This is a genomic window from Halomonas sp. (assembly GCF_041689495.1).
Classification (GTDB): domain Bacteria; phylum Pseudomonadota; class Gammaproteobacteria; order Pseudomonadales; family Halomonadaceae; genus Halomonas.
Genome location: NZ_JBDNGD010000181.1, coordinates 1 through 2,784, shown reverse-complemented (window position 1 = coordinate 2,784; position 2,784 = coordinate 1). Strand labels below are relative to the sequence as shown.

Annotated in this window: 3 protein-coding genes; all 3 read left to right on the top strand. The window is 63.4% G+C overall.

What is annotated here, in order from left to right:
- The coding region (locus ACESMD_RS06235; protein WP_372611354.1) for an aldehyde dehydrogenase family protein at positions 1–172 on the top strand (172 nt) is incomplete at its 5' end.
- A gap of 208 nt (positions 173–380) precedes the next feature.
- The gene (locus ACESMD_RS06230; protein WP_372611352.1) at positions 381–1,793 is read left to right on the top strand and encodes an aspartate aminotransferase family protein; all 1,413 of its coding nucleotides are present in this window, start codon (positions 381–383) and stop codon (positions 1,791–1,793) included.
- Between the two features lie 72 nt (positions 1,794–1,865).
- Positions 1,866–2,249 carry a pyridoxal-phosphate dependent enzyme gene (locus tag ACESMD_RS06225; RefSeq protein ID WP_372611350.1) on the top strand — a complete coding sequence of 128 codons (384 nt, stop codon included), beginning with the start codon at positions 1,866–1,868 and terminating at the stop codon, positions 2,247–2,249.
- Positions 2,250–2,784 lie beyond the last annotated feature (535 nt).

The following is a 2,784-nucleotide window of genomic DNA, read 5'->3' as shown; positions in this document are numbered from 1 at the left end:
GGAATTCGGTATGGTCTCGGTCAACTCGGTGAAGATGACAGGTCCCCCGGTGCCCTTCGGCGGCGTCAAGCACTCTGGCCTCGGCCGCGAGGGCGGGGTGACCGGCATCGATGAGTATCTCGAGACCAAGTATTACTGCCTCGGTGCCCTCGGCTCCGTATCCGGGAGCTAGCTGCGCTCGGCCATACGGCGTTGGATCTTGGTTCGAACATGCTCATTTACAGATCGTAAACTCCGCTGTTCTCGCCAAGATCCGCCTTGTCTGGCCTTCGCTCGCAGAGCTCTCCAGTTTAGTGGAATTGCCTTGATTAGTTTGAAATAACGTATTGAATAACTCTCCCCGGCGGGACGCCGAGGAGCCTGAGAAAAGAGAGAACGAGATGAACCAGCAGCACCAGGACCTGATCGAGCGCGATCGCAAGGTGACCTTCCACGCTTCCACCCACCTGCGTGATTTCGCCCACGGCGATCTGCCGGGCCGTGTGATCACCGGCGGCAAGGGCATCCATATCGTCGACAAGGATGGTCGCGAGTTCATCGACGGATTTGCCGGGCTCTACTGCGTCAACATCGGCTATGGCCGCACCGAGGTGGCCGAGGCGATCTACCAGCAGGCGCTGGAGCTGTCCTACTACCATACCTATGTGGGGCACTCCAACGAGCCGCAGATCGCGCTCTCCGAGAAGATCCTGGAGCTCTACGGTCCGGGCATGTCCAAGGTCTACTACGGCATGTCGGGCAGTGATGCCAACGAGACCCAGCTCAAGATCGTGCGTTACTACAACAACGTGCTGGGTCGCCCGCAGAAGAAGAAGGTGATCTCGCGGATGCGTGGCTACCACGGCTCCGGCATCGCCTCGGGCTCCTTGACCGGCCTCAAGGCGTTCCATGACCACTTCGACCTGCCGATCGACACCATTCGCCACACCGAGGCGCCGTTCTACTACCACCGTGCCGCCGAGCTCGAGGGCATGACCAAGCGCGAGTTCTCCAAGCACTGCGCGACGAAGCTCGAGGACATGATTCTGGCCGAAGGGCCGGATACCGTGGCCGCCTTCATCGGCGAGCCGGTGCTGGGTACCGGTGGCATCGTGCCGCCGCCGGAAGGCTATTGGACGGAGATCCAGTCCGTGCTTGCCAAGTACGACATTCTGTTGATCGCCGACGAGGTCGTCTGCGGCTTCGGGCGCATCGGTACCGAATTCGGTAGTCACTTCTACGGTATCAAGCCCGATCTGATCACCGTGGCCAAGGGCCTGACCAGCGCCTATCAGCCGCTCTCGGGGGTGATCGTCGGCGACCGCGTCTGGCAGGTGCTGGAACAGGGCACCGGCGAGTATGGCCCGATCGGCCACGGCTGGACCTACTCCGGCCATGCGCTGGGCTGTGCCGCGGGCCTGGCCAACCTGGCGATCATCGAGCGCGAGGGGCTGACCGCCAACGCCGCCGAGACCGGGGCCTACCTGCAGCAGCAGCTTCAGGCCGCCTTCGGCGATCACCCCATCGTCGGTCAGGTACGCGGCGTGGGCATGCTGGCGGCAGTGGAGTTTTCCGCCAATCCGGCCAGGCGGGCGCATTTCGACCCGGCGCTCAAGGTTGGCCCGCGCATCGCCGCCGCGGCGATGCAGGAAAACCTGATCGCCCGCGCCATGCCGCAGGGGGATATCCTGGGCTTCGCGCCACCGCTCACCACCAGCCGTGCCGAGGTCGAGGAGATCGTCGCCCGCGCCAAGCGCGCCGTGGACAGCGTGCTTGACGAGCTGGCCGTCAGCGGTGATATCCAGGCCGCCTGAACGACCGGCAATTGACAGGATCGCCGTGGGGAAGGGCCCTGCGGCGATCCTGTCGTGTCTGTGGAGATAGCGATGTCCGCTCACGATCATGGTGTCAGCCTGGCGATGCTCTACCAGGCTCGCCAGCGACTGCTGAGCCAGGTGCCCCGCACGCCGTTGATAGGTTCGGCGGCGCTTGGCGCACGCTTCGATGCCGGGATCCTGCTCAAGCTCGAGGCGCTCCAGTCGACCGGCGCCTTCAAGCTGCGTGGCGTGACCAACATGATCGCCGCGCTGATCGAATGCCACGGCCGCGATGCCCTGAAGGCGGGGGTGACAACCGCCTCCACCGGCAACCACGGCCGGGCGGTGGCCCATGCGCCGGCGCGCCTGGGCGTGCCGGCGGTGATCTGCTTCCCCCTCTGCCTGCCTAGTTGTCCAGTTGCCGGCTGCGAGGAAAGTCGACAATCCCCGTGAAAGGGAGGCGTCAGCGGAGGGCGGTAGCTTGAGCAGTCCGATTCCCACAAGGATCAATACCTTGAATCCAGCGGTCAGCAAGAACGGGGGGCTGATTCGCCAGGAATGCAGCATACGCTGGTGACTGGCGGCGAGCGCATCGCGGATCCTGGTGAGCGTGACTATTGGCTTGCTGTTGGTAATCCCGCGTAGCCTGCGGTAGACGCTCAGCCTGGATCTTGGACGACCTCGACGCGCCATGTCGGCTGCTCCCACTTGATATGGGATGCGTGATTCTTCGACGCTTGCAGGTGTTCAGGCAGTAACATGCCGATTACCTGACGGCCCAGACATTGTCACTAACCAGCATTGGGTCATTAGCTCATCCTATTTCCCCTCAGCCTCTCGGCGTCGGTCGTCGCTTCCTGGAGCATAGCCAGAACGTCGTGATACGTCCGCCGGGCCTGACCACTGGCCCACTCCGGGAAAGTGGCCTTTTTCAGCGACCAGTTCCCCTCGGTCGCTTGCCAAGGGGTCAGCCCTCGGCTTCGGCTTC